The sequence below is a fragment of the Paraburkholderia sp. RL18-085-BIA-A genome (assembly GCF_046027075.1).
Lineage (GTDB): Bacteria > Pseudomonadota > Gammaproteobacteria > Burkholderiales > Burkholderiaceae > Paraburkholderia.
The window spans coordinates 1-24,057 of sequence record NZ_JARESU010000007.1 but is presented as its reverse complement, the minus strand read 5'-3'; the positions used below and the strand labels follow the sequence as shown (position 1 = coordinate 24,057).

At 64.1% G+C, this 24,057-nt stretch carries 19 protein-coding genes and 1 pseudogene; 13 read left to right on the top strand and 7 right to left on the bottom strand.

The features are described from left to right. Positions 1–25 precede the first annotated feature (25 nt). The 3 genes from P0D89_RS06705 to P0D89_RS06695 form a co-directional block, all read right to left on the bottom strand. A complete protein-coding gene (locus tag P0D89_RS06705) occupies positions 26–1,561 on the bottom strand; it encodes a c-type cytochrome (RefSeq protein WP_408376240.1) in 1,536 nt (511 codons plus the stop codon). Further along, positions 1,558–2,274, bottom strand: coding sequence for a c-type cytochrome (locus P0D89_RS06700; protein WP_408376239.1), 717 nt, complete (start codon positions 2,272–2,274; stop codon positions 1,558–1,560). The genes P0D89_RS06705 and P0D89_RS06700 overlap by 4 nt, the downstream gene beginning before the upstream one ends. 452 nt (positions 2,275–2,726) lie before the next feature. Next, on the bottom strand, positions 2,727–3,614 hold the full coding sequence (locus P0D89_RS06695; protein WP_408354036.1) for a LysR family transcriptional regulator: 888 nt from the start codon (positions 3,612–3,614) through the stop codon (positions 2,727–2,729). A 97-nt stretch (positions 3,615–3,711) separates the two neighbouring features. Here P0D89_RS06695 and P0D89_RS06690 point away from each other — a divergent pair. The 8 genes and pseudogenes from P0D89_RS06690 (at position 3,712) to P0D89_RS06655 (ending at position 14,741) form a co-directional block, all read left to right on the top strand. Further along, positions 3,712–5,144, top strand: a pseudogene (locus P0D89_RS06690) (MFS transporter). A gap of 555 nt (positions 5,145–5,699) precedes the next feature. Continuing rightward, a complete protein-coding gene (locus P0D89_RS06685) occupies positions 5,700–6,389 on the top strand; it encodes a response regulator (protein ID WP_408354030.1) in 690 nt (229 codons plus the stop codon). A gap of 108 nt (positions 6,390–6,497) precedes the next feature. Further along, the gene (locus tag P0D89_RS06680) at positions 6,498–7,142 is read left to right on the top strand and encodes a response regulator (protein ID WP_408354027.1); all 645 of its coding nucleotides are present in this window, start codon (positions 6,498–6,500) and stop codon (positions 7,140–7,142) included. Positions 7,143–7,409: 267 nt separating this feature from the next. Continuing rightward, positions 7,410–8,156 (top strand): aquaporin Z, encoded by a 747-nt coding sequence (aqpZ, locus tag P0D89_RS06675; protein WP_408376238.1) that lies wholly within the window; start codon positions 7,410–7,412, stop codon positions 8,154–8,156. A gap of 64 nt (positions 8,157–8,220) precedes the next feature. Further along, a complete protein-coding gene (locus P0D89_RS06670) occupies positions 8,221–12,636 on the top strand; it encodes an ATP-binding protein (protein ID WP_408376329.1) in 4,416 nt (1,471 codons plus the stop codon). 59 nt (positions 12,637–12,695) lie between these two features. After that, positions 12,696–12,899, top strand: coding sequence for a hypothetical protein (locus P0D89_RS06665; protein WP_408376237.1), 204 nt, complete (start codon positions 12,696–12,698; stop codon positions 12,897–12,899). Between the two features lie 308 nt (positions 12,900–13,207). After that, positions 13,208–13,642 (top strand): CHRD domain-containing protein, encoded by a 435-nt coding sequence (locus P0D89_RS06660; protein WP_408376236.1) that lies wholly within the window; start codon positions 13,208–13,210, stop codon positions 13,640–13,642. Between the two features lie 118 nt (positions 13,643–13,760). Beyond that, entirely contained in the window at positions 13,761–14,741 is a 981-nt protein-coding gene (locus P0D89_RS06655; protein WP_408376235.1) for an alpha/beta hydrolase, read from the top strand. On the opposite strand, the gene P0D89_RS06650 is transcribed toward P0D89_RS06655, so the two are convergent. Further along, positions 14,711–15,547 (bottom strand): EcsC family protein, encoded by an 837-nt coding sequence (locus P0D89_RS06650; protein ID WP_408354015.1) that lies wholly within the window; start codon positions 15,545–15,547, stop codon positions 14,711–14,713. The two genes, P0D89_RS06655 and P0D89_RS06650, sit on opposite strands and share 31 nt — an antisense overlap. Before the next feature lie 139 nt (positions 15,548–15,686). Here P0D89_RS06650 and P0D89_RS06645 point away from each other — a divergent pair, with 139 nt between their 5' ends. Next, complete coding sequence (locus P0D89_RS06645; RefSeq protein WP_408376234.1) at positions 15,687–17,282, top strand: MFS transporter; 1,596 nt, start codon at positions 15,687–15,689, stop codon at positions 17,280–17,282. A 31-nt stretch (positions 17,283–17,313) separates the two neighbouring features. Continuing rightward, positions 17,314–17,820 (top strand): MarR family winged helix-turn-helix transcriptional regulator, encoded by a 507-nt coding sequence (locus P0D89_RS06640; RefSeq protein WP_408354009.1) that lies wholly within the window; start codon positions 17,314–17,316, stop codon positions 17,818–17,820. Positions 17,821–17,986: 166 nt separating this feature from the next. On the opposite strand, the gene P0D89_RS06635 is transcribed toward P0D89_RS06640, so the two are convergent. After that, the gene (locus P0D89_RS06635; protein WP_408376233.1) at positions 17,987–19,264 is read right to left on the bottom strand and encodes an amino acid deaminase; all 1,278 of its coding nucleotides are present in this window, start codon (positions 19,262–19,264) and stop codon (positions 17,987–17,989) included. Positions 19,265–19,420: 156 nt separating this feature from the next. Between P0D89_RS06635 and P0D89_RS06630 the strand changes: the two genes are divergently transcribed. The 3 genes from P0D89_RS06630 (at position 19,421) to P0D89_RS06620 (ending at position 22,257) form a co-directional block, all read left to right on the top strand. Continuing rightward, a complete protein-coding gene (locus P0D89_RS06630) occupies positions 19,421–20,311 on the top strand; it encodes a MurR/RpiR family transcriptional regulator (RefSeq protein WP_408376232.1) in 891 nt (296 codons plus the stop codon). A gap of 3 nt (positions 20,312–20,314) precedes the next feature. Continuing rightward, positions 20,315–21,796, top strand: coding sequence for an N-acyl-D-amino-acid deacylase family protein (locus tag P0D89_RS06625; RefSeq protein ID WP_408354000.1), 1,482 nt, complete (start codon positions 20,315–20,317; stop codon positions 21,794–21,796). 74 nt (positions 21,797–21,870) lie between these two features. Beyond that, a complete protein-coding gene (locus tag P0D89_RS06620) occupies positions 21,871–22,257 on the top strand; it encodes a RidA family protein (protein WP_175151985.1) in 387 nt (128 codons plus the stop codon). 51 nt (positions 22,258–22,308) lie between these two features. Here P0D89_RS06620 and queF read toward each other — a convergent pair whose 3' ends face one another. Then, positions 22,309–23,133, bottom strand: a complete 825-nt coding sequence (queF, locus tag P0D89_RS06615; protein ID WP_408376231.1) for an NADPH-dependent 7-cyano-7-deazaguanine reductase QueF — start codon at positions 23,131–23,133, stop codon at positions 22,309–22,311. Beyond that, positions 23,130–24,032, bottom strand: coding sequence for a 5'-nucleotidase (locus tag P0D89_RS06610; RefSeq protein ID WP_408376230.1), 903 nt, complete (start codon positions 24,030–24,032; stop codon positions 23,130–23,132). The genes queF and P0D89_RS06610 overlap by 4 nt, the downstream gene beginning before the upstream one ends. Positions 24,033–24,057: the final 25 nt, after the last annotated feature.

Sequence of the window (24,057 nt, the reverse complement as noted above, 5' to 3'; positions counted from 1 at the left end):
GTCGAGGGTTCTCCAGTGCGGCGGTTCAATGCAGCGGCGCCTTGCGCAATTCGCTGACCTGGCGGGCCGTCACAGGCTGGCCGTGATTGCCCCAGGCCGTGCGGATATAGGTGACGACGGCAGCCGCTTCGACATCGTTCAGTTCCTGCGCGAACGGCGGCATCCCATACGGCTGCGGGTTGCGCTTCGTGCCCGGCGGGAAACCGCCGTTCAGCACGATCCGGATCGGATTGACCGCCGAATCCATTTCGATCGACTGATTGCCCGCGAGCGGCGGGTAATTCGGTAACTGTCCTTCGCCGTTGGCGCCGTGGCACAGCGCGCATTTGTCGGCATAGATCTGTTTGCCGAGCGCGAACGTCTTGGGATCGGCTTGCGGGGACGGTCCGGTCTTGCGGCCCGCATTGTCCGGCAGCGACTTCAGATAAACGGCCATCGCGCGGATGTCGTCGTCGCTCAGGTGTTGCAGGCTGTGATAGGTGACTTCGGCCATCGGGCCGTACACGGCGCCGCGCGCGGAAGTGCCCTTTTGCAACAGGTCCATGATGTCCTGGATGCTCCAGTCGCCGAGGCCGCCGTCCTTGTCGGATGTCAGGGACGGCGCGTACCAGTTCTGCACCGGGATCAGACCACCGGCGAACTGATCGCGCGGCGACGAGCCGCCGAGCATGTTGATCTTGGTATGGCACATCGTGCAGTGCCCGAGCCCTTCGACCAGATACGCGCCGCGATTCCATTCGACCGACTTGGTCGGGTCGGGCTTGAACTCGCCTTCGCGGAAATACAGCGTGCGCCATCCGTATAACAGCTCGCGCTGGTTGTACGGGAAGCGCAGCGTGTGCTTGCGATTGGGTTGGCGCACCGGCTCGACGGTCCGCAGAAAAGCGAAGATCGCGTTCGAATCCTCGCGTGTGACCTTGGTGTACTGGGCGATCGGCATCGCGGGATAGATCAGCGTGCCGTCCGGTTTGCGGCCGCTGCGCATCATCTTGAAGAACGCTTCCTCGCTCCACGTGCCGATGCCGTATTGCGCATCCGGTGTGATGTTCGGCGAATACAGCGTGCCGAACGGCGTTTCCATCGCGAGGCCGCCGGCGAACAGCTTGCCGCGCGGCGCGGTGTGGCAGGCGATGCAGTCGCCGGCGCGCGCCAGATATTCGCCGCGTTTGACGATGTCGGGGCGAGTGTCGTTGGGGTCGCTGTGGGCGGGGGTGATCGTGGTGAAGGGGCTGGGCGGGGCTTGCGTTGTGGTTGGCGCGGCTGGCGGCGTGGTATCGGCGGCGTGGGCTTTGGCAATCAGCTGCGTGTGCGTCGCGTGAAGCAGCGCTGCGCCGCCGGTTGCGATGAGGCACGCGGTCAGCGAGCCGGAAACGAGTGATGCGATCGGGCGACGGTGCGGTGCAGTAACCCGTGCAACGGCGCGCGATGCGCGGAACGATCTGACGCGCGAAAAGAGACACGAAAAGAGACACGTAACGAAGCACCAGGCAGAGCGCATCGTAGCGCCCCAAACATCAATCAACGCACGACCCAACCCCAGCAAGCAAAGTATCGGGTTCATTGTGGCTGGCTCCCGCATGCAAGAGGCAGCCGCTCAGCGGACGCCGGTGCGGGCCGTGGATCGGCCGGACGCGGTTGGCGCGCGAGCCAGCTCGATACCGCCGTGATGTCGCGGTCGTTCAGCTTGACCGCGATCGTGTGCATGCAGTCCGGTTCGAGCGCGCGACGCGTGCCCGAGCGCCATGTACCCATCTGTCCGGCGATGTAGCTCGCATGCAGCCCGAGCAGGCCAGGAATGCCAGGCTGCGTGCCGGTCATGCGCGCGCCGTGGCACGCGATGCACGCGGGTATCTTGCGCGCCGGGTCACCGTGCATCACGAGCTGCTGGCCGGCGGCGAGCACCTTGGGTGCGACCTCGGAGTGATCGGCATCAGGATAGGGCGGTTGCAGATCGGCGAAGTACTGGCTGATCTGGCGCAGATAGTCGTCGGGCAGAAACGCTAGCAGATAGCCCATCGGCGGATAGGTGCGGCCGCCGTCGCGGAAGGCGGTTAGCTGATTGAACAGATAGTCCGCTGGCTTGCCGGCGATGCGTGGAAAGTAATCGTTATTGCGGCCCTGGCCCTGCACGCCGTGACAAGAGGTGCAGGCACGCACGCGCTCATCCATGCCCGGCGGCATGGTGCCAGGCGCGTCAGCGGCCGCGAGCGCCGCGCCGCTCCACAGCACGTAAAACACGAACAGAACCGAAGATCCGATAGTTCTACGATGCACGCGAGGCCTCGTTGGGGAACGTTCTTTTTCTCGATTTGTTTCTCATGCGTGTGTTCGCGGATCCATTCGCGAATCCGACGGACGACGCATCGCGGGTCTGCCAGTTTTTTTCTTATGACGACTGCGCTACTGCAAATCGGAACGGACTTAATTTGGATGGCGAACCAATATTCGATGCGGCAATGCAATTGCTTGACTCAAACAATGATCCGCCTGAATGCGCCGGTGGATGGCGAATTTCGGGCTGCGAGAACGGCACCTGAAACGTGCGGCAGCGTGTAGCAGGCTGCAGCAATTTATCCGCAGCGTCAATAGCGACCCAAAGGTCGGAAAGTCGTGCGTCTGTTCATCATAGGCGGCAGTTAGAGCGCTTTCAATGTCCTATTGTGCGGCCTCTTTCTACATAAACGCTATCGCGCGAATGTGATTGTTTGATGTTGATCAAATGCGCGTCACGCGAACAGACGCATCAAGGCCATCCGTGCGTTGCTCACGCGTTCGCTTTCGCCGGGCCGCCCCGGCAGCAGATGAAATTCCACTGCGGGCAACGCGGGCAGCCCGATGTTCGCCGCACAGGCCACCACCCCGCCGCCGATCGAAGATTCGTTCAGGCAGGAAATGCCGAGGCCGGCCTTCAGCGCCAGTTGCAAGCCCGCCACGCCCGACGCGGAATGCGAGACCAGATACGGCACGTTGTGCTCATCGAGCAGCTTGACGACGAAACGCTGCAACTGGCAGCTCGAAGGCAGCAGCACCAATTGATATGGCGTGGCCGGTCGCGGCGCGGCGTCGGCGGCGCTCACCCACAGCAGCTTCTCGCGCCGCACCACGGTGCTCGCCGCGCCGGTGCGCCGGCCGCTTGAGTGCGGCTTGCCGGTGATAAGCCGCAACGAGAGGCCGATGTCGAACGACGCATCGTCATCGGCCTTGCTGTCGATCACGGCGCTCGGCAGCACGGTGACATGCAGCTTCAGGCGCGGGTGCTGTTCGGAGAACGCCTTGAGGATGCGCGCGATGTCGTGCGGGCGGTAATAGTCGGTGATCGCGATACGCAGTTCGCCATCGAGCGAACGGCCTTGCAGATCTTCGAACGCCGCTTCGCTCATTGCGATGATGCGCCGCGCGTGGTCGAGCAGACGGCTGCCGGCGGGCGTGGCGTTCACGCCCTGCTTGCTGCGCACGAAGAGCGGCTGGCCGGCGCGCTCCTCGAGTTTCTTCAACTGCTCGCTTACCGACGACTGCGACAGGAATACGCGCTGCGCGCCCGCCGACACGCTGCCCGATTCGGCGACGGCGACGAAAGTGCGCAACTGCGCGAGGTCGAATCCGCGTTGGCTCATGATTCGGTATATCCGATGGAAGTCATCTGAATTTCCGGCTTTTCCGATGGAAAGCCCACCCGTAGGATAACCCCAGATTCTTTGCGAAGGGGATGTGATGGGTAACAGATCGGTTCTGGCCATGCGGGTCGTGGGCAAGCGTGCGGCGAGCCATCGCTGGAAGGTGCTGGGGGTGGGATTCGCGGCGAACGCCAGCTTTTCCGCCGCTTTTTCCGGTATCCCGACGACGGCGGTGTTTTTGCGTTCGGGATATCACCTGGACAATCACGGCCTGGGGCTGGTGCTCGGCATGCTCGGGCTCGGCATTGCGCTCAGCGAGTTGCCGTGGGGCCTGCTGACCGACCGCTGGGGCGATCGCCGGGTGTTGCTGCTCGGCCTGCTTTCGACGGCCGCTGCGCTCGCCGGCCTCGCGTTGTTCGTCGCGCCGAGCGGCGCTCGTGTGCCCAGCGTGACGACGCTTGCGCTCGGCCTGCTGCTGGTCGGGTTGCTCGGCGGCAGCGTCAACGGATCGAGCGGCCGCGCGGTGATGGCGTGGTTTCGCGAGGGCGAGCGCGGGTTGGCGATGAGCATCCGGCAGACCGCGGTGCCGGCCGCGGCGGGCTCGGCGCGTTGATGTTGCCGGCGCTCGCATCGCGTTGCGGATTTGCGAGCGCTTATACGGTATTGGCGCTCGTGTGCGCGATCACGGCGGTGTTCGCGTGGCTGTGGTTGCATGAACCATTGCACGTTAGTGCTGATGGGGAGGACGCCGCGTGGACGGCCCTGCACGCGCATGGATCGAGTGCGGCCAGCAGCGCGGCGGTGCCCCGTGCAAACGCGGCAGCCAGTACGGCAATGCATGGCGCAAACGCAGCGGCCAGCACGACGCTGCACGGCGCCAGCGCGGCAGCTGCTGCGCCCGCCAGGATCTCGCCGTTGCGCGACACCCGCATCTGGCGCGTGGCGCTCGGCGCTGGAGCGCTGTGCGTGCCGCAAATCGCCGTCATCACGTTCGGCACCGTGTTCCTGCACGACTTCAGCCGAGCCGGCGTGCTGGCGATCAGCGTGACGATGGCCGCCGTGCAGACGGGCGCCGCGATCGCGCGGATCTGGAGTGGCGGTTGGACCGATCGGCGGGGCAATCGGCGGGAGTACATGCGCACCTGCAGTCTGTTGACCGCCGGGTTGTTCGCGTTGCTGGCGCTGCTGACCGGGCTCGCCGGTTTGCAGCACGCGGCGATGACCGTGATGCTCGCGCTGATGGTCGTACTGGGCGGCGTGAGCGCGTCGGCATGGCACGGCGTCGCCTTCACGGAACTCGCCACGCTGGCCGGGACGAGCCGCGCGGGTACGGCGCTCGCCATCGGCAATACCTGCGTGTTTCTTATGCTGTTCCTGACGCCGCTTGCGATTCCGCCGCTGCTTTCCGTCGGTTCGTGGCCGATGGTGTGGGCGATGGCTAGCGCGTGCGCGCTGCTCGCGTTGCCGGTGTTTCCGCGCGCGGTGCCCAAGGGCTGCGCGCAAACGGCACGAGCCTGCGACGCAAGCTGACGCGGGCGCAGCGGCGGCGCTAGTCGCGCAAAGTCATTGCGTCTTAACCGGAAATGAGCGATGTGAGAATGTCGAAAATACTCCATCCGGATAATAAATTCTTAATCTTCCGTTACAGCTGCAATCGGCTATTAGCTTATCGCCTGATTAGGATCACACCGATTTTCATGGCGCGGTAGGGGTTATTTTATCGCCGCACTGGCAGCTTGATTCGTCGTCACGCGGCACGTTAAAGCGGGCCGCGTGACTCTGCTTCTTCCAATGCGTGCGTAAATCATTCCTACAACCAATGGGATAAATCCCGGCTCATCTTCAAATCGTTCTGGCGAACAGTCCCCATTCATTCTGCCCGGCCTGCTCGCGATGCCGGCAACACGCACGCCGCCGGCATTCCTGAATTTAAATCTCATATCCAGGCAATTTAATTCATACAAATAGCATTGGGTTATTTCGGAGCGATCTGATGTTTATCTGCAAAGGGATATTCAATTATCCCTGCAGAGCCGTTTGCGCCGGAAAGGGCTACGGAAAATCAGGGTAAAGGAGCTGGAGACGATGAACGACACCGCTGAGATAAGAACACCTGTTCGAGCAATCATTGCGGACGACCATCCACTGGTTCTGCTGGCGATCGAAAATCTGATGAGAAGCTATGCGAACATGCAGATTGTCGGCCGCGCCGCCGACGCCACCGAACTCTTCATGGAAGTCGATCGCATCCCCTGCGATCTGGTGGTGATGGACCTCAACATGCCGGTCGGATTCGACGGCTGCGGGCTGGACGTCGTCAGGCAATTCAAGTCGCGCTATCCGCACGTCGCGCTCATCGTCCTGACCATGGAAACCGAGGTGGCCGCGCTGCAGCAGGTCATTTCGCTCGGGGTCGACGGGCTGGTGAGCAAGCGCGACCGCATCGATCTGATTCACGTGGCGGTCGTGATGGCGCTCGCGCGCGAGTGCTATGTCGGGCCGGCGGTGCGCACGCTGATTGCCGACGCAACCTTGGCGCAGCGCCTCGATTTCGTTCGCGGCACGCTGTCGCGCCGCGAACTCGAAGTGTTCACGCAGTACGCGTCCGGCTTCGCCGTCAGCGAGATCGCCACGCGCCTCGGGCGCAGCGTCAAGACAGTCAGCGCGCAGAAATGCACGGCAATGCGCAAGCTCTCATTGCAATCCGACGCGGAGCTGTTTCGTTTCGCCACCGAACACGGCGTGATTACCGAAGGGTGCGTTCAAAGCCGCTGACAAGCCGGCCAGTGTCGTGCCGCCGCGCGACGAAACCGCAGAAGTATTGGCATGGCTCCGGGGAAGCACCGTGCGTGCGGAGCGTGCCGGTCGACAACACAACAACAAATGACACACAAGATCCGCGTCATCGTGGCCGACGATCATGAATGCGTGCGCGCCGGCATCAGATACCTGCTGCAGGCCAGGTCGAACATCGAACTGGTCGGCGAGGCGGTCGACACCCATGGCCTGGCGGTACTGCTCGACGCCCACGCGTGCGACGTCGTCGTTTCGGATATCGAAATGCCGGGGCTCGACGGCGGCAGCAACGCGGTGCCGTTTCTGCGCCGGCTGTTGCGTCGCGAGCCACATCCGTACGTCGTGGTGCTCACCATGATCTGCCATGGCCACTTGCTGGCGGGCCTGCGCAATATCGGCGTGACCGGAATCGTCGACAAGCGCGACGCCGCCGAAACCTTGATCAAGGCAATTGCCGCGGTCGCCGCCGGCGGTGTTCATCTATCGCAGCAGGTGCGCGCCGCTCTGGACGCAGCGGAACTCGCGCCGCAGCTTCACACCGGCGCGCTGAGTCCGCGTGAATGGGAAGTTTTCCAGCTCTCCGTGCAGGGCGTGGCGGTGTGTGAGATTGCGCAACGTCTTCGACGCAGCGGCAAGACGATTAGCACACAGAAGCGCAGCGCAATGCGCAAACTCGGACTGGAAACAGAAGTTGATTTAATCAATTACGCAAGGAAAATCGGATTGGATTAACAATGTTTAAACTTTGAATTGAATGATGGTAATTATTTAATTTCTCGGTAAATCAATAATTTAAGAATTTTCTGATTGGTCTGAAGAGGCTGCCATTCAATAATTGCGAATTGACTGAGGCCGTATTACCTGTTTGCCTGCTGTTTGCCCGAAGGCATCAGGTAATTCCGTCATCCTGAAAGGGATCGGCCGAAAAGATCCAGGGCAGAGGTCTGGTTGCAATCGCGCGGTGCCGTCTGCCTCGTACATAGAAAAACAGGAGAGGGAATGGTCGCGCTAGGTAAACGGTTGTGGGTCGAGGGCGTGGGAACGGCTTGGCTGGTGTTCGTGGGATGCGGCAGTACCGTGCTGGACGCCGGTATGGTGCTGCAGGGATATGGCGGGCTTGAAGTGTCGTTGGCGTTCGGCCTTGCGTTCGCCACGGCAAGCTATGCGTTCGGAGCCAATTCCGGCGCGCATTTCAATCCCGCTGTCACCGTCGGTTTCGTGGTCGCGCAGCGCTTTCCGGTACGCGACCTGCTGCCGTATATCGCCGCGCAAACGCTCGGCGCCATCGCCGCCGCGGCGCTCCTCGCGTATGTGGCGAGCGGCCGTCCGGGCTTCGACCTGAGCGCGAGCGAATTCGCCGCGAACGGTTTCGGCGCCCATTCGCCGGCCGACTATCAACTGCATTCGGCGCTGACGATCGAATTCATCCTGTCCTTCGCGTTCGTGATGGCGTGCCTGCTGATCGCCGCTCGAAAAAACATGGTGTCGATCGCGCCGTTGGTGATCGGCGCCTGTCTGACGCTCGTCTATCTGGTGTCCATTCCGATCACCAGCGGCTCGGTCAATCCCGCCCGTTCCACCGCGCAGGCGCTGTTCGTCGGCAATTGGGCGTTGGATCAGCTGTGGGTGTTCTGGGCAGCGCCGTTGTCGGGCGGCATCGCGGCGGGCGTTCTGTTCTCGTTTCTGCACGGCGACGCCGATCCGTCCGCCGCCGCGCTAGCGGGCGGCCAGAGCGACGCGGCATGAACGCGTCCCGGCGCCGTTCATCCTGTTCATCGTGCCTCCTCTCCAGCGCATCGCAGTGAAGCGCATGCTGCGGCGCGGGCCGTTGTTTCTACTCGCCTTGTTTTTGTCGGCGGCCGTGGTCTCGTCCGTCGCCGAACCGTTCGGGGGCGGGGCGCGTGTTCCGGCCGCGCGCGCGTTTCCCGCGAAATTGATCGTCGGCGTGCTCGCGGGCGGCTGGGCGCCGTTCGACATGGTGCAGGACGGCAGGCTGACCGGCGTCAGCGGCGACTATCTGCGCGCGCTGGTGGGGCCGAACGTCGTCATCGAACCGCTGGTGTTTCCCGACATGCCCCAACTGCTCGCCGCCGTCTGCGCGGGCAACGTCGACTTGCTGATGAGCGTCGCGCGCACGCCCGAGCGCGAACAGTGCATCAATTTCACGGCGCCGTACTTCCGCTCTTCCATCTCGGCTGTGGTTCGCCGCGACGGTGACCGGTATGCGAGTCGTCGCGAACTCGCCGGAGCACGCCTTGCAATAGAGCGGGGCTTTGCGCTCGAGCGCCCGGTCCGCGAGAGCTTTCCGCGCGCCGAGATCAATGCGTACGCGACCACGCGCGCGGCGCTCGCCGCGGTGGTCCGCGGCGAAGCCGATGCCTATTTCGGTTTCACCCCAGTCATCCAGTACGAATTGGCCACCGAGGAATTTCGCGGCTTGCATGTCGCGTTCGAAGAAGGCGCCACGTTTGCCGACTTACGCTTTGGCGTGCCCCGCGGGAGGACCGCGCTGCGGGATCAACTCAATCGCGCGCTCGCGTCGATGAACCCGGCCGAAAGCGCGGCGATTCGCGTGCGCTGGCTGTCCGGCAACTTCAACGCGGAGCCGGCCGCCGCCGCGCGTCAATTCGTGCTGACGCCGCAAGAGAAGGAGTGGCTTCGTTCATTGCCGCCGTTGCTGATCGGCTTCGACAGCAATTGGCCGCCTTTCAGCATGGTCGACGACTCCGGCCGTCCCGCCGGCATCACCGCAGACTATCTGGCTTATTTGAGCCGCACCCTTGGCATCGTGTTCACCCGCGCCCGCCTGCCCGACTGGCCCGCCGCCGTGGGAGCTTTCCAGCGTGGCGAGCTGGCGATGCTCGCCACGGCGTCCAGTCACGGGCCGCCATTGAACGACGCGAGCGAGAGCCGCGCTTACGCGAGCTATCCGATGGTGATCATCGAGCGCGCGGGCGAACCGGACGCGCCCTCGCGCGACGATTTCGCGTGGCGGCGCGCTGTGATTCCGGCGCACGTGGGCGGTTCGATTCCGCACGCGTTCGACGCCATCGCCCCCGACCATATCGTCATCGCGCCCAGTCTGGAAGACGCGCTGCGCATGGTCGCGCATGGCGAGGCGGACGTCATGGTGGGCAACGTGGCCGCCGTCGATTTCCAGTTGAGGCGCCGCTATGCCGGTGTTCTGAGGATTCTCGGCACGCTCGGCGAATCCGACTCGCTCAGCTTCGCGGTCCGTTCGGACCTGCGGCCGCTCGCCGGGATGATCGACCGCGCGTTGCAGGCCATGCCGGTGGCGGAGAAGCAGCGCATCCGGCAGAGGTGGGTGGCCGGCGCCGTGCCGGACAAAGGCATTTGGAGCGTGAGTGCGGTGCGTCTGCTGCCGGTGTTGATCGGCATCGGCGTCGTGCTGCTGGTCACGTTGCGCGCCTATCTGGTACTGCAACGCGAAGTCAGGCTGCGCAAGAAAACCGAGCGCGAACTCGCGCTGCAGCTCAATTTCCAGGAAGCCATGATGCAGACGGTGCCGTATGCGTTCGTCGCCAAAGACCTGAAGGGCCGTTACATGGCGGTCAACCGGGCTTATGAAGAAGTGTGCGGCAAGAGTCGCGAGGCCGTCCTCGGACGCACGACGATGGACGTGCGCACATGGGGCGAAGTGAACAGCCGCATCCTCGACGACATGACGCGCGAAGTGCTCAAAGGCGGCACCGCCGAGGTGGAATTGCAGTTTGAAAACAGCACCGGCGACTTGCGCCACGGGCTGTTCTGGAGCAGCGTGTGCTACGGCAGCGAGGGACAGCCCGTGTGCCTCGTCGGCACGATGGTCGACATCACCAGTATCCGACGCGCCGAAATGCTCGCGCGCGAAACCGAACGGCTTCTGTTCGACGTGACGCGCTCGTTGCCGGCGGTGGTGTTTCAGCTGCGCCGCACCGCGAGCGGTGCGTATTCATTTCCGTATATCGGCGGCGACGCGCGGCACTTGCTGGGCGATAACGACGGGTCGCCGAATCATCACGCTCAGGTCGACTTCAACCGGGTGGCGGACGAGGACCGCCAGTTCGTGCTGGCTGAACTGGAGCGCTCGGCGCACTGCGAAACGCCTGTGCATATGGAGTTTCGCCTCAGGAGCGAGCAGCAGATCAAGTGGGTGCGCGCCGAACTGGTGCCGCGCCGCGAGGCGGATGGCAGCGTCGTGTGGAGCGGCTTCTGGGTGGACGCCAGCGTGGAGCGCGCCCGCTCCGAGGAGCTCGCGCGAGCGCGTGACATGGCCGAAGCGGCGTCGCGTGCGAAAGACAACTTCTTCGCAATGATGAGCCACGAAATCCGCACGCCGATGAACGGCGTGCTGGGTCTCGTCGAGGTGCTGGAGCGCACGCCGCTCAATACGGATCAAGGTGAAATGCTGAGCATGATTCACGAGTCCGCGGGCGCGCTGCTGCAGATCCTCGACGATCTGCTCGACTACTCGAAGATCGAAGCCGGGCGGCTGACACTCGAAGCCGAGCCCATCGATATACGCGAACTGGTCGACAACGCCGTGGGCCTGCTCGCGGGCCGCGCGCATGAAAAGGGGCTGAAGGTGCGCGTGGATATCGCGGCGGAAGTCGCGGCCACACTGCGCGGCGACAGCGTGCGATTGCGGCAGATCCTGTTCAACCTGGTCGGCAATGCGATCAAGTTTACGCCGCAGGGCGAGGTCGACGTCGGCGTGGCGGTCGTCGAGCGGAACGACGCCGGCCAAACGCTCGAAATGACCGTGGAGGACACCGGCATCGGTATCGCGCCGGATGTGCAGGCGAGTTTGTTCGAGCCGTTCGTGCAGGCGGAGTCGTCCACCACGCGGCGTTTCGGCGGTACGGGCCTCGGGCTGACGATCTGCCGCAAGCTGATCGATCTGATGGACGGCACGCTCACGTTGCGCAGCGAACCAGGCCTCGGCACGTGCATGATCTTGCGGCTCACCATGCCGGTTGTGGTGCAGCGCTCGCACGTCAGCGGCCTGCGCGGCAAGCGCGCCATCGTGGCGACCGGGGACAAGCGGGTTGGCCGCGCGCTGCTTCACTTCGGCGAGGCGCTTGGGCTACGCATGCGCAGCCTCGAACCGGACGCCGCCGAACTGCGCGATCGCGCCGCGCTGGCCGAAACCGAGCTGCTGTTCGTCAGCGACGAGGTGCTGTTGCAGGTGGCCGCGAACATCGGTCCGGCCACACGCATCATCAGCCTGACCGAGAAGCCGAAGCCGACCGGTTATCGCATTCTCGACAACAAGGTGCGTGTGAGCGTCAATCCGATCTCGTGGCGCGGCCTCGGCGCGGCGTGCGCCGCCGCGATGACGGGGCTGCCATCGGTCGCGCGGCCCGCGGCCGGTATGCCGCGTACGGCCGAAGGCGTCGCGACGCCGCCGGATCGCGAACGGGCTATCGGCAGCGGCCGGCTGATTCTTGTCGCGGAAGATCATCCGGTCAATCAGGAGCTGATCCGTCATCAACTGGCTTTGCTCGGCTTCGCGTGCGACGTGGTGAACGACGGCGCGGAGGCGCTGGGCGCGCTGGAGCGCACGAACTATGGCTGCCTGATCACGGATTGCCACATGCCGAACGTGTCAGGCTACGAACTCACGCGGCGGGTGCGCGAGAGCGAACAGGGCGGCGGGTACCGGTTGCCGATCCTCGGCATCACGGCGAACACCGCGCCTGACGATCTGCGGCTATGCCGCGACGCGGGGATGGACGACAGCCTCGTGAAGCCGACCCGGCTCGCAACCTTGCGCGACTACCTGAGCCGCTGGTTCGGCACCGATGCCCCGTCGCAGGCCGCGCCCTTGGAAACGAGCGTGCCGGCGATCGTCGGGCCGGTTGTGCATGGCGCCGAGGAGCCGTTCGTTCCGGTCGACCTGACCCATATGACGCAACTGTGGGGCAGCGAATCAACTGTCAAGGCCTTGCTCGACGCGTTCGTCGCGTCCGTGCGCGAAGATGTAGAGGCGTTGTCGCCGTTGCTCGAGCGCGTCGACATTGCGCCCATTCGCGAGTGGCTGCATCGCGTGGAAGGGGCGGCAAGCGTGCTGCAATATCCGCCGCTGGCTCAAGCGCTCGACGAATATCGCCGCGGTATCGCCGAGAAAACACCGGAGCGTTTGCGTAGCGACGGGCTCGCATTGATTGACAAATGCAGCGCCATGCTCGACGGCATCGAGCAGCAGGCGGCTTTGCTCGCGTAGAGCGTTGCTGTTGGAGCGCTTGCGGCGGTGGACATGCGCAAGTGTGCTTGCATGAGGCAGTGCAAGCGAGTGCAGCCGTACGCAAGAAAATGCAGCTCGGGCGTGAAAATCAGGCCGCAAAACGGGAAGGCGAAAAAAACGCGGCCGAAGCCGCGTTAAAAGGTTTGGAGACATCCTTCGATGAAGGAGTCACTTCTCGCAAGAGGAAGCATAGCCGAGATGCCGCAATTGATTTAGTTCAAAATCCGCAATTAACTGTTTGAATAAGGCGATGAAATCGTCCGTTGAGGCTGCTAGGTTGATCGGGAATTCGACGCACGGGTGCTCTCAAAACGCGCGGTTCGTACCCACGCTCACGAACGCCTTGGCCCACGATCATCTGCGCGAACCACTACGGACAACTACCCAACCAGCACCACAACAGGTGCCCGCCGGGAACACACCTCGACACCGGCATCGGTCAAGCCCGATCCCACGCGCCAACATGCGCTAACGATTTGCACTAGTATGGCGTGGCGCCGCGCGTGACCGACCGGTCGGTGCGGCGGTGCATCAACGTCCGGAGAAGACCATGATTACGCTGCGAAAACTGAATCTGGCTGTGGTGTTATGGGCGCTGGCCTCGGGTGTCGCATTCGCGGACACGGTGGATCTGAAGGCGGACCTCGAACCTTCGAGCGAAGTACCGCCTCGGGTGAGCCATGGACACGGCATGCTGAACGCCACCTTCGATACGTCGACCCAAGCGCTGCAATGGACCGTCACGTATGAAGGCCTGAGCGGGCCGACCACCGCCGCGCATTTCCACGGGCCCGCGCCGGTCGGTCAGAACGCGAAGGTCCAGGTGCCGATCGACAAGGGCGCACTCGCGAGTCCGATCAAAGGATCGGCCAAGCTCACCGAGCAACAGGTGACCGATCTGATGGCCGGGCAGTGGTACTTCAACGTGCACACCGCGCAGAACCCGATGGGCGAGATTCGCGGACAGGTTTTGCCGGCGAACTAGGCGGCGCCCTCTGGATGCCTGCTGGCGAGGCCTTCGCCCGGCATTAGAAGCCGCTGTCCACCGGCGCAGCGCTAAACGCACGTACCATGACGGGACAGTTACGAAGGAGCGCGTCCCGATGAGTTGGCAAAGTGCACTCGCATGCTGGTATCTGCGCAGACAGTTTCGACCGGAGACACTCAAGCCCCGCGTCGATGTCGGGAGAGCGCGTGCGCTGACCGCGAAGCGCGTCTGGTCGCCACGTGTGCCGCGCGGCTGGCGTCTGCGTGAAACATACGGCGCGCACGACGCGCCTCTGCGCGGCGAATGGCTGGAGCGCGTTGACGGCGCGCCGGCTGCTCATGCGTCTGCAGCCATCGTGCTGTATTGCCACGGCGGCGGCTACTACTTCTGCTCACCGCGCACGCATCGCTCGATCGTGTTCGGACTGGCGACACGCGCCGATGCGCGGGTCTTTTCGCTCGATTACCGTCTCGCGCCCGAGCATCGCTACCCGGCGGCGCTCGATGACGCGCTCGCGGCGTATCGACGCTTGCTCGCGATGGGCACCGCGCCTGAGTCGGTCGTGATTGCCGGCGATTCAGCCGGCGGCGGCCTTGCACTCGCCACGCTGGTGGCGCTGCGCGACGCAGGTGATCCGCTGCCGGCAGGCGGCCTGCTGTTCTCGCCATGGACCGATCTAGCCGCGGCCGGCGCGAGCATCCACGGCAACGACAGCGTCGATCCGATGTTCTGCGGCGCCGCGATCGCGCGGGCCGCGCAGGTCTACCTCGGCGACAGCCCGGCCACTGATCCTTACGCGTCGCCGGTCTACGCCGACCTGCATGGCTTGCCGCCGCTCTTCATGATGGCCGGCAGCACGGAAGTGTTGCTCGACGATTCGCAACGTGTCGCCGACAACGCGCGCGCGGCAGGTGTCGACTGCGAATTCGAAGTGTGGAAGGAGATGCCGCACGTGTGGCCGATGTTCGTGCCGTTCATCCCGGAAGCGAGCCGCGCGCTCGAGCACGCGGCGGCCTTCGTCCGACGCGCGACGAGCCGCGCCGCGAACAGTGCGCAAGCGGCCGGTCAGGAGTCGAGCTCGATATCGAGAGTCTGATACACGGCCTCGATCGTTTCGTTGCCGTACTGCCGCTCCAGCCGCCGCACCGTGAAGTGCCCGTGCGCGACTTGCTGGAAGTGGTCGATGAACACCGTATTGACCATCGCCCCCAGCACCGCGCCGATCGCCGGAATGGATTTGGCGGCGATCTGTTCGCTCACCTGCACCGAAAAGCGCGCGGCGATTGCGTTGAGCAGTCGCAGCAGCGCCGCCGAGCCATGCGAGCTGAAGCCCTTGGTCGCGATTTCCGACGACGCTTTCGACACCGCCTGCGCGAGCGCGCCGCGCATGAAGAAGTAGCCCAATTCGGCGTCGTCGTCCTCGCTCGACGTGCCGCCCATGCCGAGCACCGTCAAACACTGCAACTGCGTTTCGATCGACGACAGATCGTCGCCCTCGCTGCGCGCGATGTCGCAGATCGAGCGGAACATCAGTGTGGTCGTGACCGGCAATTCGACCGGCAGCGCGAACACGCCGAATGCGCCGCCGGCCGCGCCGGTGGTCGCCACCGCGAACTTGTGCAGCAGGTTGCTCGGCTTGTCGGGCGCGATCAACGACCCGGCGTCGCGCCGGCCCAGCGTGCGCAGCGCGATCGACAGGCACTTGCGCAACGCCAGTTCGGTCGCGTCCGTGACCTTTGCGTTGGCGAACGCCGGAAGCCGCGCCAACAGCTTTTCCAGCGGCGCGCCGACGATGCTCGCCAGCTTCATCGCGAGCGCGGGGCTCTCCAACTGGTGTTTCGCGCGCCGCAGCGCATTCAGGTCCTGTTCCGATAACGGTGATGCGAGCGAACTCGGCTGCATGTGCCTCCCTGGCGTCATGTCGTGTGCATTCTTCGGTCGATTGCCGGCGCGATGGTTCGCGGCGGCGCGTTCCGCTTAGAGCATCGCACCGTGGTATGATTCCCAATCTCTTGACGAGTCAACTGTTGCTCCATCAAAAATGGCTGTCCATACCGCGGCCCACCACTCGAGTGGGCAAGTTTTACCGTTCCGTGAATCCTTGCTGGCGATGCTCGGCATCTCGTTCGTCACGATGCTGGTCGCGCTCGACCAGACCGTGGTCGGCACGGCGTTGCCCACCATCGTCTCCGAACTCAGAGGATTCGAGCTGTACGCGTGGGTCGCTACGTCGTATCTGCTGACCTCGGTGATCACCGTGCCGATTTTCGGCCGCCTCGGCGACTACTACGGGCGCAAGCCGTTCGTGATCGCGTCGATCGTCGTGTTCACCGCGGCGTCGGTGCTGTGCGGTGCGGCCAACAACATGCTGTTTCTGGTGCTCGCGCGCGGCTTGCAGGGCATCGGCGGCGGCATGCTGGTCGGCACCGCGTTCGCTTGCATTCCCGATCTGTTCCCCGACTCGGTCGTGCGTTTGCGCTGGCAGGTGCTGATGAGTTCGGCGTTCGGCATTGCGAATGCCGTTGGGCCGTCGCTGGGCGGCTTCCTCACGCAGTACTACGGCTGGCGCTCGGTGTTCTACGTGAATCTGCCGGTCGGCGTGCTGTCGCTGTTTTTCGTCTGGCGTTTCCTGCCGCATCTGCGGCACGTCGAGCATACGGGCAAGATGCGCCTCGACTGGCCCGGCGCCGCGCTGATCGCGGTGGCGCTAGGGTCGCTGCAATTGTTCGTCGAACTGCTGCCGAAACATGGCGTGACCTTGAGCGCGTTCGCGCTGCTCGCGCTGAGTATCGCGTCGGCCTACGCGCTGTGGCAGTGGGAAAAGCGCTGCCCGACCGCGATCCTGCCGGTCGACATGTTCCGCAACCGCAGCCTGGCCGCGCTCTTCACGCTGGCCGTGCTGGGTGGCTTCACGATGTTCTCGCTGCTGTTCTATGCGCCGCTGCTGTTCCAGGGCGGCTTCGGTATGTCGCCGAAAGATGCGGGGCTCGTCATCACGCCGCTGGTCGTGTTCATCACGATCGGCAGTATCGCCAACGGGCGCATCGTGTCGCGCGTGAGCAATCCGAATCTGATGCTGTACATCGGCTTTGCGCTGGTTGCTCTGTCGTGTCTCGGCGTGGTCGTCGCGACGCGTTCCATGCAGCACTGGGTGCTGATGTCGTTCATGGTGGTGGGCGGGCTGGGGCTCGGTTTCGTGATGCCGAACCTGACGATCTTCGCGCAGCAGACGGCCGGCCGCGAACACCTCGGCATCGCGACGGCGCTCCTGCAATCGCTGCGCATGATCGGCGGCATGATCGGCACGGCGCTGACCGGCACGCTGGTCAGCCATATGTACGCGAGCGGCGTGCGCAGCGCGCTCGACAGCGCGGACGCATCGCACTGGTTCGCCGATCTCGGCGATCCGCAAATCCTGATCAACCGGGACGCGCAAACCACCCTGGTCGAACAGTTGACGCATGCGGGCCACAACGGCGCGATGCTGCTGGAAAGCGCGCGCGAAGCACTGGTCGGGGCGATTCATCTGGGTCTCGCGATGGCGGCGATCATCGCGGTGGTGTCGGTATGGCAAAGCCGCCGCGTGCCGCCGATCAAACTACAGCGCAAGCTCGAGCCCGTGATTCACGCGGACTGATTTTCAGATTCACCGTTTTACTGAGTACATCATGGAAGAACAGGATCGCGTCGCCGTCATGCAGCAATTTGGGCGCACTTATCGGGCATTCATGTCGGCATTCGAGACGCAAGTCGGCCACCCGTTGCCGCGCTGGCGCATTCTGCTCGCGTTGCACGAGCAGGCGGGCGAGTCGTCGCAGAAGCGGCTGGTCGAGCGCCTGCGGGTCGATCCGGGCGCGCTCACGCGGCAGTTGAAGACGCTGGAAGGATTGGGCTGGATTGCGCGCAGCATGGATACGCGCGATAACCGCGTGACCAATGTGCGCCTGACCGAAGCGGGGCAGTCCGCGACTGAGGCGAGCTTGCCGCGCCGCAATGCGTTTTTGCACGACACGATGGCCGCGCTGCCGGACGAAGCATTGAGCGCGCTGTCGGGCGCGTTGAAGATGCTCGAGGTGAGGATTGGCGAAGTGGCGGCTGCGGCGAATGCCGCTGCTGGGACGGTTGCCGAGCAGGCGGCTGAAGCTGCGGGTAATGGCGCACCGCGTCAGTTGTGATTCACGCGGCCAATGGGCTCATCGGGGCCGCGGCGCTTAAGGCGCCTCAGCGTGGCCGGCAAGCTCGCTGAATCGCCAGCCCCGTCAAAGCTCATTTTCCTGACACGGTAAGCCGTGCCGCAAACGACGCGCGGCATCACCGCCCAGCGCGCCGTTCGCGGAAACATCAAAAGAACGTTTCGATCACCTCGGTGACGCGATACGCCGGATCGACCACCAGCACCTGACGCCACTTGTCGAACGTCAGACACGGGTGCGAGATGTCGAACGCGATCATGTCGCCCACTTTCAGATCGGCGCCGGCGGGAATCCGCAGATACGCGTGCTGATCCATCAAACCGAAAATCTCCCAGCCTTCGCTCGCCGCGATATCGCGCGGCGCAACGCTGCCCGGACGATAATGGCGCGCCGGTTCCGGCAGGCCCGCGTCGAACGCGGAGTCGCGCTTGCCGAGACCGATGATCGCGCGATCCGGCTCCGGAATCGACTGCACGTACGCCCACAATTGCAGCGCCGGCAGCAAACCCTCGCCCATCTTCTTCGCGACCGGATTGCGCGCGAAGATATCAGTCTGCGCCTTGCGATAGATGCCGACGTCATGCGTCAGATAGCAGCCGGGACGCAGCACGATCTCGACCTTGCCGGTCTCCGACGCCTTCACGAATTCTTCCGCGACCACGTCGTACCACGCCGAACCCGCGCCCGACAGCACCGCCGGCGTGCGCGCGAAACGCCCTTCTTCGACGAGCGCGCGCGTGACTGCAACCGCGCTTTGCAGGAACTCGCGCACTTCGTGTTCTTCCTTCAGCACGCCCTCGTACAACTCGACGCCGGCAAGCTTGAGCACGTCCGGATAGCGTGCGATCGCGTCGAGCACGGCGTTGCGCTGCGCTGCGTCGCGCACGCCCGTGCGGCCGCCCGGCACGCCGAGTTCGAGCAGCACTTGCAGCGGCTTATTCACCGACTTGAAGAACTCGCCCAACTGCTCGACGCCTTCGACCGAATCGACGAGGCAGAAGAATTCGAAGTCCGGATCGCTCAGCAACTCGGCGATCATCATCATGTTGCGGCGGCCGACCAACTGGTTGGCCAGCAGGATTCGCGAGACGCCACCGTGATACGCCGCGCGCACCTGATGCGCGGTGGCGAGCGTGATACCCCACGCGCCGGTTTCGAGTTGGCGGCGGAACAGTTGCGGCGCCATGGTGGTCTTGCCGTGCGGCGCGAGCTTCACGCCGTACTCCGCGACGAATGCCTGCATCCACTTCAGGTTGTGCTCGACACGATCCGCGTACAGCACGGCGGCGGGGAGGCTCACATCTTCATTAAGCAGATTCCATTCGAGACGCGCGGTGTCCGTGAGCTGGATGCTGGCGCCCGGAACCATGCCCAAGCCCTTGCTATAAGGATCAATCGTTGCGCCTTGATAGTTTGTAACTTTCATGTCTCCTTGCTCCATCGACCAGTTAAATTGAAACAAATTTGACTTTACCATGTTACCGAAAGTACGATGGCCGGAGAAATGTTATTTAGTACCAAGGCTTGCCGAAGGCTCGTTGTAAGTCGTCGCGGGCCTGCGCGCGATCTCCCACAACCCGCAATGAACTTGACCGCCGAACCGCTGACCTTCGACATCGTCGCGCGCATCGCCGAATGCGCGCCCGAACTGCGTTCGGCCGAGCGCAAGGTCGCCGCGTTGATCCTCGACGATCTGACGGGCGCTTCGCGTGCCAGCATCGGCGCGCTCGCGCAGCAGGCCGAGGTGAGTGTCGCGACCGTCACGCGCTTTGCCAAGGCGGTGGGCTGCCGCGACGTGCGCGAGCTGAAGCTGCGGCTCGCGCAGGCGGCCGCGGTCGGTCAGCGCTTCCTGCAGCCTGGTCGCCCCGGCGACGCGCCCGAGCCAATCGCGACCCGCGTGTTCGATGAGCTGCAAATCGCGCTGGCTCATAACCATCAACTGCTGCGCCAGGCGCCTTTGAGTGACGCGGCGGCCGCGCTGCGCGCGGCGCGCATGATCTACGTATTCGGCATGGGCGGCGGTTCTACCGCGCTCGCCGACGAGATGCGCTTTCGGCTCGTGCGTCTCGGCCGGCCGGTCGCGACCTATCAGGACGGCTTGCTGCAGCGCATGGTGGCGAGCACTGTGTCGCGCGAGTGCGTGGTGATCGCGTTGTCCACCACCGGGCGCGTGCCCGAGATGGTCGAGAACTGCAAGATCGCGCGCAGCTACGGTGCGACCGTGATCGCGCTTACCGCGCCCACCTCGCCGCTAGCGAAACTCGCTGATTGGGTAATCCCGATCGTTGCGTTCGAGACCGATTTCATTTACAAACCGTCGTCGTCGCGTTACGCGATGATGATGGCGCTCGATGTGCTCGTCACCGAACTTGCCGTCAGCCAGGGTGACGAGAGCCGCGAATTGCTGCGCCGCATGAAGCACGCGCTCGACGCGCACCGCGGCGGCGGCGATCGACAACCGTTAGGAGATTGACCCATGCATTCGCATCCCGAAGCCGCCGACACGCTGATCGTCGGCGCGCAACTATATGACGGCACCGGCACGCCGCCCGTCGAGCGCGACGTGGCGGTCCGCGACGGCCGTATCGTCGCGATCGGCAATCTGTCGAACTGGCTCGCCGAAGAAGTGATCGAGGCCGACGGCCGCGCGCTCGCGCCGGGCTTCATCGACGTGCACACGCACGACGACACGCACGTGATCCGCTCGCCGCAAATGCTGCCGAAGATCACTCAGGGCGTGACGACGGTGATCGTCGGCAATTGCGGCATTAGCGCTTCGCCGGTTGCGCTGAAGGGCGATCCGCCCGATCCGATGAACCTGCTCGGCGAGCGTGACGCGTTCCAGTACCCGACCTTCGCCGAGTACGTGAAGGCGGTGAACGCCGCGCGCCCGGCGGTGAATGTCGGCGCGTTGATCGGGCACACCGCGTTGCGCAACAATCAGATGGACCGACTCGATCGCGCGGCGACGGCGCAGGAAATCGACGGCATGCGCACGCAGCTCGAAGAGGCGTTGGCCAACGGCGCACTGGGTCTGAGTTCGGGGCTCGCGTACGGTTCGGCGTTCGCCGCGCCGACCGAAGAAGTCATGGCATTGGCCGAACCGCTCGCCGCCGCGGGCGCGCTGTACACCACGCACATGCGCACCGAGTTCGACGCGATTCTCGACGCGATGGACGAGGCGTACCGCGTCGGCCGTCACGCGCATGTGCCGGTGGTGATCTCGCATCTGAAGTGCGCGGGGCCGTCGAACTGGGGACGCAGCGAAGAAGTGCTGAAGTCGCTCGAAGGCGCGCGGCGCATGCAGCCGATCGGCTGCGATTGCTATCCGTACAACCGCAGTTCGTCGACGCTCGCTCTGAAGCAGATCACGGGCGATATCGACATCACGATCACGTGGTCCAAGCCGCATCCGGAGATGGCGGGCAAGCTCGTGAAGGAGATCGCGGCGGAGTGGGGCGTCACGCAGCAGGAAGCGGGCAAGCGCCTGCAACCGGCCGGCGCGGTGTATCACAACATGTCGGAAGAGGACGTGCGGCGCATCCTGTCGCATCCCGCGACGATGGTCGGCTCGGACGGTTTGCCGAACGATCCGCTGCCGCATCCGCGCTTGTGGGGCGCGTTTCCGCGCGTGCTCGGCCATTACGCGCGCGACGCCGGTCTGCTGCCGCTCGAAGAGGCCGTGCGTAAGATGACCAGCCTGTCGGCGCGTCGGTTTGGCCTCACGCAGCGAGGTGAGGTGCACATCGGCTATCACGCCGACCTGGTGCTGTTCAGCCCGGACAAAGTACGTGACGCGGCGACGTTCGAGAATCCGCAGCAGGCGGCGGACGGCATCGACGCGGTGTGGGTGAACGGCGTGCTGTCGTATCGCGACGGCGCGGTGACGGGCGAGCGGGCCGGTCACTTCGTCGCGCGCGGCGCGGCGTCGAAGGGTGACGCGCACGGCGCGTTCTGATTTTTTAATCGATTGATTGTGGCGCGCGCAGCGCGGGTGCCGAGCGCGCGCCGGACTTTTTGAGGAGTGTGATGATGAAGCGTTATGGCGTTGAAGGCGGAAAGGGGACGGGCGGTCAACATATGCCGTTTGCGCGCGCGGTCGAAGCGGACGGCTGGCTGTTCGTGTCCGGTCAGACGCCGATGGAAAACGGCGAAGTGATCAATGGCGGGATCGTCGAGCAATCGCATAAGGCGATTCAGAACGTGTTCGCCATTCTGAAGGAAGCCGGGTATGGCGCCGAGCATGTCGTGCGCTGCGGCGTGTGGCTCGACGATCCGCGTGACTTCGCGTCGTTCAACAAGGTGTTTCGCGAGTACTTCGGCGACAATCCGCCGGCGCGCGCCTGCGTGGTGTCGTCGATGGTGATCGACTGCAGGGTGGAAGTGGACTGCGTCGCTTATAAGAAGCCGGCGGCTTGACGGGTTTCGGTCGCTGAGGGCGATGTCCTCAGCGACTACCCGATGGCTTGTTTATTGCCGGGCCAGACGCATGTTGTCCGGCATCGGCAAGTTGTAGTTAGTGCGGAACGGGTTGATATCCAGCCCGCCGCGCCGCGTATAGCGTGCATACACCGCAAGCTTGACCGGCTTGCAGGCCTTCATCATGTCGATAAAAATCCGCTCGACACACTGCTCGTGAAAGCCGGTGTGATTGCGGTACGAGATGATATAGCGCAGCAGGCCCGCGTGATCGATCTGCGGGCCCACGTAGTGAATCTGCACGCTACCCCAATCGGGCTGTCCGGTCACCGGGCAGTTCGACTTCAGCAGGTTGGAGAACAGCGTTTCCTCTACCGGTGCTTCATCGTGCGCGGCGCTCAGTAGCGTGGCGTCCGGCTGATAAACGTCGGCCTCCAGATCCAGCCGATCCAGCGACAAGCCTTCGAACTCTTCCATCTTCAGCTTGCCGAACTCGTGCGGCGTCGCCAGATGAACCGACACGGTCGCGCCGCACGCCGCGGACACGTCGCGTTTGATCGTGTCGCGCACCACCTCGATCGATTCAAAGGCCGTCTGCGCGAACGAGCCCAGATAGAGTTTGAACGACTTCGACTCGACGATGTTCGGCGAGTCGGCCGGCACGAAGAAAGTCGCCACCGCGATTTGCGGCTTGCCGCGCCTGTTCAGCCACGACAGCTCATACGCATTCCAGATGTCCGAGCCGAAAAACGGCAACTGCGCGCCGATCCCGATCGCCTCGCGCGCGTTTTTGCGCGCGATCGGAAACAGCAGGGACGCGTCGTACTGTTCGGTGTAAGTGGAGGCTTTACCCAGCGGAGATTGTTCGGGTGTCATGATGCATTCACGATGCCACTCAGCACGTGCCCGGTCGCCGTCACGACGCGGGCCGATTCGCAATGGCCAATTTGGTCGTCGAAGAAAAAGTCCGGCTCGAACTCGCGCAGGAATGCGCTCTTGTCGAGACCGCCGAGGAACATCGCTTCGTCGATTTCGATGTTCCACGCCATCAGGGTGCGGATCGCGCGCTCGTGCGCGGGCGCCGAGCGCGCCGTCACCAATGCCGTACGAATATGCATCGGCGCGGCCTGGTCCGCTAGTTTTTGCAGCCGGTGCAGCGCTTCGAGCAACGGCTTCAAGGGACCGTCCGCGAGCGGCAGGTCCTTGTTGTGAGTCTCGTGGCCGACGAAGGCGCGCAGGCCATCCGTCTGGAACACGCGCTCGGCTTCGTCGGAAAACAGCACGGCGTCGCCGTCGAAAGCAATGCGGATTTCGTCCGGATACTTGCTCGCCATTTTCGCCGATTCGGGCAACACGCGTGCGGCGGGAAATCCGGCGGCCAGCGCGTCGCGCACGTCCTGCTGATTCGCGGACAGAAACAGCGACGCGTTCAACGGCTTCAGATAGCCGAACGGCGCGCGTCCCCGTGTGAAGACGCCGCGCTCGATCGCGAGCCCATGTTCGCGGCACGAATGAAACGCGCGCAATCCGCTGATCGGATCGCTGCGCGACAGGATCACCACTTCGACGCGATGGCCGCCGGCGTTCAACGCCAGCAGCTTGCGGATCAGCGGTAACGCGACGCCCGGTTTGGCCGGCACGTTCAGACGGTCGCGCTGCAAGGCTTCATACGCGTGCAGATCGCCTTCCTCGTACACGCGGTTCTCTTCCTCGAAGTCGAACAGCGCGCGCGACGAGATTGCCACCACCAGTTTGTCGACGAGCGAAAGAGCCATCTGCGCGTTTCAATCCCAGGAGATC

Bases quoted from the DNA above. Each gene is read 5' to 3' on its own strand.
- P0D89_RS06705 (WP_408376240.1), bottom strand. From the start codon at position 1,561: ATGAACCCGATACTTTGCTTGCTGGGGTTGGGTCGTGCGTTGATTGAT.
- P0D89_RS06695 (WP_408354036.1), bottom strand. From the start codon at position 3,614: ATGAGCCAACGCGGATTCGACCTCGCGCAGTTGCGCACTTTCGTCGCC.
- P0D89_RS06685 (WP_408354030.1), top strand. From the start codon at position 5,700: ATGAACGACACCGCTGAGATAAGAACACCTGTTCGAGCAATCATTGCG.
- P0D89_RS06680 (WP_408354027.1), top strand. From the start codon at position 6,498: ATGACACACAAGATCCGCGTCATCGTGGCCGACGATCATGAATGCGTG.
- aqpZ (WP_408376238.1), top strand. From the start codon at position 7,410: ATGGTCGCGCTAGGTAAACGGTTGTGGGTCGAGGGCGTGGGAACGGCT.
- P0D89_RS06670 (WP_408376329.1), top strand. From the start codon at position 8,221: ATGCTGCGGCGCGGGCCGTTGTTTCTACTCGCCTTGTTTTTGTCGGCG.
- P0D89_RS06660 (WP_408376236.1), top strand. From the start codon at position 13,208: ATGATTACGCTGCGAAAACTGAATCTGGCTGTGGTGTTATGGGCGCTG.
- P0D89_RS06655 (WP_408376235.1), top strand. From the start codon at position 13,761: ATGAGTTGGCAAAGTGCACTCGCATGCTGGTATCTGCGCAGACAGTTT.
- P0D89_RS06650 (WP_408354015.1), bottom strand. From the start codon at position 15,547: ATGCAGCCGAGTTCGCTCGCATCACCGTTATCGGAACAGGACCTGAAT.
- P0D89_RS06645 (WP_408376234.1), top strand. From the start codon at position 15,687: ATGGCTGTCCATACCGCGGCCCACCACTCGAGTGGGCAAGTTTTACCG.
- P0D89_RS06640 (WP_408354009.1), top strand. From the start codon at position 17,314: ATGGAAGAACAGGATCGCGTCGCCGTCATGCAGCAATTTGGGCGCACT.
- P0D89_RS06635 (WP_408376233.1), bottom strand. From the start codon at position 19,264: ATGAAAGTTACAAACTATCAAGGCGCAACGATTGATCCTTATAGCAAG.
- P0D89_RS06630 (WP_408376232.1), top strand. From the start codon at position 19,421: ATGAACTTGACCGCCGAACCGCTGACCTTCGACATCGTCGCGCGCATC.
- P0D89_RS06625 (WP_408354000.1), top strand. From the start codon at position 20,315: ATGCATTCGCATCCCGAAGCCGCCGACACGCTGATCGTCGGCGCGCAA.
- P0D89_RS06620 (WP_175151985.1), top strand. From the start codon at position 21,871: ATGAAGCGTTATGGCGTTGAAGGCGGAAAGGGGACGGGCGGTCAACAT.
- queF (WP_408376231.1), bottom strand. From the start codon at position 23,133: ATGACACCCGAACAATCTCCGCTGGGTAAAGCCTCCACTTACACCGAA.
- P0D89_RS06610 (WP_408376230.1), bottom strand. From the start codon at position 24,032: ATGGCTCTTTCGCTCGTCGACAAACTGGTGGTGGCAATCTCGTCGCGC.